Below are 6,685 nucleotides of genomic sequence, written 5' to 3' on the forward strand. Positions count from 1 at the left end.
CCTCTTCACTCCACCTTTTACAGGTTGGCGCCCACTACCAAAGACAGGAAGTCACGGTCTTTGAATGGATCAAAATAAGCCTTGTCATTGAACATGCTGTAGTTCATTTCAGCAAAGTACTTGGCCGACTGAATTTCAGCGCGTACACCCAAGCCCAAATTCATGCGGTCTTCAAGAAAAACACCGTCCGCGGAATAACCCTTGAAGTCATGCGAGAAGAAAATTCGGGGTGCCAAAGTCACACCGAACAATGCATCGGGGTAAGTTGCAACTGACAGCACTCGGTACCCGAATGCAGTTTCTGTCGCATACCCATCCACTACACAGTTCTGCGGATTCGGATTGATACCTGCGTTGCAATCACCTCCGTTGTAGGTCGCGTGAGCTCCCGCACCAAAAGCAGGTGAACGACCAAATCGCTCGCTGGTAAAGGGATCACCAATTCCTCGCCACATTTGGGCACCCACCTCAGCAACAACCGCAACTTGACTGGCGCCGAAACGTCGAGGAAATAACTTGATGGTTGACACCTGCGCCTGAATTTTATCCAAAGGCTTCGAACCCGCTAAAATTGAACCAACAGGGAACTGCGCATTGTCCCCATAACGGGCCAAAGGACCATCACCAGTGGCGCCGCCCTTCAGCAAGTCCGCTGTATTGTACGCAGCCGGGAAATCCTTGGTGTAGCTAACCTCACCAAATACGGAGTAGCCAAAGAATTCCGTAGCAGCAGATAAACCCGCCACTTGAATGTTCTCAGCACCATAGTCAAAGAAATAAGAAAGTGGATTCACCACACTCTGTCCACCCGCTTCAAGCCCATTAAAAATTGAGCCTTCAAAATTTGATGGTGTTTTCTTTAATGACAAGTTTGGGATACGTTGGTGATAATTCACAACGTAGGCTCCAAATTCGGTGCCGATTTCACCTGCGTAGTATCTGGCAGCTAAACCCACTTGGCCGCTGTCTTTAGGGCGTCGATCAGCCAGCTGAGCCATACGAAAATTAAGATTACCAAGATCTGCGGGCAGCCCGGTTAACCCACCCAACAGCCCGGTCAACCCACTCACACCAGAAGTAGTAGAGGTATCAAACGGTGCGCCACCAACTGTAACGGTGCCGCCACCCTCAAAACTCTGTCGATCGTTATAGCCAGTGAAATCGATGTCGCCAAGTGGCGTGCTCAAAATACCAGGATTAATTGGCGCGCCTTGGAAATTACAATTCAACAAATCTGCCTGAGAAAATAAAGTACCACACCCATCAACCACAACCTTCTCATGGTTGAGCTGAACAAATGTCTCGAGCGACAACGCTTCAGTGGCTTGCAAATTGGCAGAAATCTGAGGAATTGGCAGAAACACTTCTTTCAACTGCGCGCCAGGCCGACGAAGAGCGGCAGAATCAAAGTTCGAATATTGGTTTACCCCACCCAATACAAATAGAGCCTCACCCCAGGTCACCACTTGGTTACCAATTTTTGCCGTCAACGGTTTACCCAGGGGCACGAAATCACCTACCAAATAGGCATCTAGAAACTGAGCGTCTTCAAACTTAGAGCCTTTGTCAAATCCATTGTCATTTAAAGGCTCATTGGGCCGAAATCCGTTGTTGGAAGATCCGTGAGGCACTTTATTGCTGCGGTTATGAAAATCCGAATAGGCCTTCGCTCGCAGGAATATACCGAAATTGTCCTTCTTCAACTCCAATTCACCCACTGCTTTGGCTGCGGAGCTGAACACGTCGCCCTTATTGTAATTAAGGTTACCGTCGTCAACAGTCCCGCTCGATGCCTTGCCACCATTACCAATGAAGACCAAAGACTCATCTGCGTCTTTAGTCCGCATGGAGGCACCTACGGTCACCTCCATCGCCCAACGACCTTCAATACCAGCCGGGCCTTCGAACGAACCCGCGGCGGCGGACAGTCCGTGCATGGAAATTAGCGCGGACATAACAGCAAACTTCAATGTCGAATTCTTGGGCAGAAAACCGGCCATGTATGTCTCCTCAGGGCCTTGCTGGCCTCTTGAATAGATGGTGCGATAACTAATCTAAGGTGTGTAATAGTTACCCCTCATACTAAGACACACTCCATTTAGATTCACAAATCGAACAATACCCACAAGAAATAGAAAAGCGCCTGCAGAAATCCATGTAACTTGTGAGTAAATTTCGATTCCTACTTTGCGCTTAAGTCCAAATTTGCGCAAGAAACAGATTGCCCTAACAAGCTGTAGGAACCACACTGACAAAGTGAATAACCATTCAGAACATAGCCGTGACACAATTTGAAACCCACAAGCAATACAAACTCATTGCGAAAGCAATTCAGGTCTTAGAGCAACACGCCGGCAGTTTCGCAACGGAACACACTCAAATCGAACCCAAACTCGCGATGCTAGCCAAACAATTGCACACATCACCACATCACTTACAGCGCACCTTCACGGAATGGGCCGGAATTAGTCCCAAACAGTTTTTTCACTGTCTGCAAAAAGACCATGCTCGCAAACTTATTTCCTCGGGAAAAAGTATGCTCCACACAAGCTTGGCACTCGGTCTCTCCAGCAGCAGCAAACTTCACCACCTGATGCTGAAATTTGAGGCACTCACCCCGGGTGAAATCAAAAATGAAGGCATGAATCAAACCCTCACCGTTGGGCATGCGCCCAGCCCTTTCGGTGAAGTATTCGTTTGCCTCACGGCCAAAGGTATCAACAGCCTAGAGTTTGAAACTGCTGAATTGACTTATCTCCGGTGGAAGGGGGAAATTACAGGGCTCTATCCCAAAGCAAATTTAGTCGAGTCAAGTTCAAAAACAGAAGCACTCGTTGAACAAATTTTTCACCCTGCAAGCCTTCAAACCGGTGATCTAAATTTGCACCTTCGCGGCACACCATTCCAACTCCTGGTCTGGCAGGCATTGATCCACTTGCCAATCGGACAACTTGCAAGCTATCAGCAAATTGCCACATCAATCGGCAAACCATCTGCAAGCCGTGCTGTGGGAAGTGCGATCGCCAAGAACCCGGTCGCTTTTCTAATCCCCTGTCATCGGGTCATACAAGCCACCGGTGAACTTGGACAGTACCGTTGGCAAAGCGAACGTAAAAAAGCCCTGCATCTGTGGGAGCAGGGCCTCACCTCAGCAACAATTAACGCCGTTTGAGCAAACCATCATCGATCATTTGAGCAAAGTGATCGCACAAAGTCTCTACCAATGGCCTGTATTTCACACCCAACAAATTAACCGACCGGCTGTTGTCGAAACGCAAGTGATAGCCCACATTCTTCTGAATAAATTCACGACTCACTCCCGCAGCAATTGGCGCAACAAGTTTCACCAAAAACTTGGGCAACTGCTTGGTAGGCAGGGGATACCTCGAGAAACGCGTACGCAAAATCGCTGCCATCTGCAACAAACTGGCAGTGTGTGCACTCAGAATGTAGCGCCCCTCCGCATTGGAATCAAAACCAGCCAATACATGCGCTGTCGCCACCTCGCGAACGTCAACAATACCGAACTCCAGCATCGGTACACCCGTGCGCTGCCGCCCACTGCCCAAGTCGCGCATTACGTCAATGCTGGTTGATTGGGTTTGGGTGGTCAATGAAGGCCCCATCACCAAACTTGGATTGATTGTTACCAAGTCCCAGCGAGACTGGCTTTTGCAAATATCCCAGGCCTTGCGCTCGGCCATCACTTTTGAGTAAGAATAAGGTTGGTGATCTTCACTGCTGGTATTGTTCCAAAGTTGCTCCGTGAAAATTTCACCAGGCGCCTTCAAAATTTCGACTGCATCCCCATAAATAGAAGCAACCGAACTGGTCAACACCACCCTACGAACTGTCTCCACCTCATTGCAAGATTTCAAGACATTCTCAGTGCCCTCTACCGCTGGACGAATCAGTGCTTCATAGGGATCAGTAAACCCCTTAATCACAAAAGGGGAGGCCGTATGAATCACCAACTCGCATCCCTCAATAGCACCCTTGAAACTTCCAGGCTGAATCAAATCGGCATCAAACAACTTCAAGTTGCCTTTGGAGCCTTCCGCCAGTTTCCAGAGATGCGCAACCGAACTGGCTTTGTTCGAATCACGCACAGTCGCGTGCACCATAAACCCCTTGTCGAGCAAATCCTTCACAATCCAGCTGGCGATATACCCCGAAGCCCCCGTAACACACACCGGCTTGTTCTTGTCAATTGTCACCATTGTCATTATCCTGCGTTCAAATTCTGTTTAATATAAAGCATCACCCACGATCAGCACTGTCTGTGCACACTACTGTAGCACCCCATGAAATCAACACTGAATCTACTACGTACACTTAAAGTCATCCCGCTGATTCTCTTGGGCGGCTGCTCAGCGCTTCAAGTGGTTAACTCAGTATCAAAAATTTACAACGCAGAAGTGAAAGAAAACATTGAGTTTGGTGCGCATCCGAAGCTGAAATACGACCTGTACCTGCCTAACAATGCCAATAAAGACTTCAACAACACACCAGTTGTCGTCTTCTTCTATGGAGGCAGTTGGAATCGGGGCGACAAATCTGAGTACGAGTTTGTTGGCAGGCGCCTCGCATCCATGGGCTACATCACGGCCGTACCCAACTACCGCTTGTACCCTGAAGTGCAATATCCTGATTTTTTGGAAGATGGCGCACAAAGTATTGCCCATCTGAAAAAAGAACTTCAGAAGCCCGAGTACAAGAATCTAAAACCCGCGCAACAATATGTTTTGATGGGTCACAGTGCCGGGGCCTACAACGCCGCCATGCTGGCACTTGATCCTCGCTGGCTCAATGCTGCCGGCCTTGAGCACCGAACCAGTGTTCGGGGATTAATCGGGTTGGCTGGCGCCTACAATATTTACCCAATCAAAGACACGGATGTACAGCCTGTGTTTAATCACCCCAACTACCCACCTAAATCGCAGCCGATTGACTATGCGGAGAGTAGTCATGTTCCCGCGCTGCTCTTGGCACCCCAAAGTGACACCTTGGTCAGTATCGAGCGAAACACGAAAGCACTACACCAAGCGCTACAGTCAGCAGGCAATCAATCCAAAGTGGAAAGTATTGAAGGGACAGACCACATCACCCTGATTGGCACCCTGTCTCCACTTCTGTTTTTCAAAGGCAGCACCACCAAACCAATTGATCAATTCATGCGAGAACTGCATCAAAAAAGTAATCTGAGCGCTGCAAATGCTGAACAGGGCTAGAGAGTTCGCCCTAAAAACTCAATTGACCTGGACTTTGGCTTGGAATGATACTTGTAAGTTACACAAATACTTACAACAACGAGACAAGCCAAATTTATGTTTAAAAAAACAAATACCGTGTCGATTCCACGACACATCGGATCAGTTACCCAAATCGACTCCAAAGCAGAAACCAGCCCCTATGACGTCAGCATGACCCGCGACAATATCGAGGCCATCTGGAACAGCGTCGAAAGCTTTTATAGAACTGGTTTACAACCTGGAATGACCATGGTTGTGCGCCGTCAAGGCGAAATTGTACTCAAGCGTTCAATAGGACATGCGAGGGGGAACCCGCCCCCAAATCATCCCGACCAGGATGTCGAGCAAATGTTAATGACACCAGACACACCGATTTGTCTGTTCTCAGCATCCAAGGCCATTACCGCAATGCTGGTTCACAAGCTATGTGAGCAGGGGAAACTTGAACTCAATGACACGATAGGGAAATACATTCCAGAATTTGCGTGTAATGGGAAAGAAAATATCACCATTGCACAAGTTCTGTCACATCGTGCAGGCGTCCCTCAAATACCAATAAGCAACCCACACCCCTCATTGCTTTTCAAATGGGACAGCGTTATTGACTTGATTAACTCCGGGTATACGAACCGAGGCGACGGCACCCAACAGGCTTATCACGCTATTGTTGGAGGTTACATTCTGGGCGAACTGGTAAAGAGAATCACCGGTAAATCCTTGGAATCCGCTTTGCAAGAATTCATTGCAAAACCTCTGGGTGCGAAATACCTCACCTATGGTCTTCAGAAAAAGCATCAAGAACTGGCTGCGTTCAACTACAGCACAGGTGCAACACCAGTGTTTCCAATTAACGTGCTGGCTAAACGAGCTCTAAACATTGAATTTGAGAAAATAGCTACGATTTCCAACAGCTCTGGTTTTATGGACGCCAGCATTCCCGCCGGGAATATTTACGGAACAGCAGACGAGGTGAGCCGCTTTTATCAGATGATGCTAGATGGTGGTGTTTACAACGGCAATCAAATGTTCGAAGCAAGCACAGTGAAACGGGCTACCCGGCCGGCTGGCCCGTTAACCATCGATCAAACACTCATGATCCCTATTCGGTTTTCAACCGGGTTTATGCTTGGTGAAAATATTTTCTCTTTGTTTGGCATAAAAGCTCGAAAAGCATTTGGGCACCTCGGTTTAATTAATATTGTTACTTGGGCAGACCCATCAAGAGATATTTCCGTGGCATTTCTGAATACGGGAAAATCACTTGATCCACGCTCCCTCCCAGCCCTTGGGAAAGTATTGGTATCGGTTAGCAGCAATTGCAGTGTTCTCAAATAGACTCCGAGACTCTGTTTTTATTTGCGCTGCAGCGTGATGGAAAAAAACCAGCCCAAAAAATGAGCTGGTTTTTTGTAACCTAAACACCTATATGTAAT

5 protein-coding genes are annotated in these 6,685 nt (G+C 48.0%); 3 read left to right on the forward strand and 2 right to left on the reverse strand.

Translation table 11 applies throughout. The features are described from left to right. Nucleotides 1–17: 17 nt before the first annotated feature. The gene (locus PY990_RS05090) at nt 18–2,000 is read right to left on the reverse strand and encodes a DUF1302 domain-containing protein (protein ID WP_275270691.1); all 1,983 of its coding nucleotides are present in this window, start codon (nt 1,998–2,000) and stop codon (nt 18–20) included. A gap of 281 nt (nt 2,001–2,281) precedes the next feature. Here PY990_RS05090 and PY990_RS05095 point away from each other — a divergent pair, with 281 nt between their 5' ends. Further along, nucleotides 2,282–3,172 (forward strand): methylated-DNA--[protein]-cysteine S-methyltransferase, encoded by an 891-nt coding sequence (locus tag PY990_RS05095; RefSeq protein WP_275270692.1) that lies wholly within the window; start codon nt 2,282–2,284, stop codon nt 3,170–3,172. On the opposite strand, the gene PY990_RS05100 is transcribed toward PY990_RS05095, so the two are convergent. Beyond that, nucleotides 3,159–4,220, reverse strand: coding sequence for an SDR family oxidoreductase (locus tag PY990_RS05100; protein ID WP_275270693.1), 1,062 nt, complete (start codon nt 4,218–4,220; stop codon nt 3,159–3,161). The two genes, PY990_RS05095 and PY990_RS05100, sit on opposite strands and share 14 nt — an antisense overlap. Nucleotides 4,221–4,304: 84 nt before the next feature. Here PY990_RS05100 and PY990_RS05105 point away from each other — a divergent pair, with 84 nt between their 5' ends. After that, on the forward strand, nt 4,305–5,231 hold the full coding sequence (locus PY990_RS05105; protein WP_275270694.1) for an alpha/beta hydrolase: 927 nt from the start codon (nt 4,305–4,307) through the stop codon (nt 5,229–5,231). Between the two features lie 96 nt (nt 5,232–5,327). Continuing rightward, nucleotides 5,328–6,587, forward strand: a complete 1,260-nt coding sequence (locus PY990_RS05110; protein WP_275270695.1) for a serine hydrolase domain-containing protein — start codon at nt 5,328–5,330, stop codon at nt 6,585–6,587. Nucleotides 6,588–6,685 lie beyond the last annotated feature (98 nt).

Origin of the sequence: Limnobacter olei (assembly GCF_029087225.1) — a bacterium.
In the GTDB taxonomy this organism is placed as follows: domain Bacteria; phylum Pseudomonadota; class Gammaproteobacteria; order Burkholderiales; family Burkholderiaceae_B; genus Limnobacter; species Limnobacter olei.

Excerpts from the sequence above, each read along its gene's own strand:
- PY990_RS05090 (WP_275270691.1), bottom strand. The coding sequence starts at position 2,000 with ATGGCCGGTTTTCTGCCCAAGAATTCGACATTGAAGTTTGCTGTTATG.
- PY990_RS05100 (WP_275270693.1), bottom strand. The coding sequence starts at position 4,220 with ATGGTGACAATTGACAAGAACAAGCCGGTGTGTGTTACGGGGGCTTCG.
- PY990_RS05105 (WP_275270694.1), top strand. The coding sequence starts at position 4,305 with ATGAAATCAACACTGAATCTACTACGTACACTTAAAGTCATCCCGCTG.
- PY990_RS05110 (WP_275270695.1), top strand. The coding sequence starts at position 5,328 with ATGTTTAAAAAAACAAATACCGTGTCGATTCCACGACACATCGGATCA.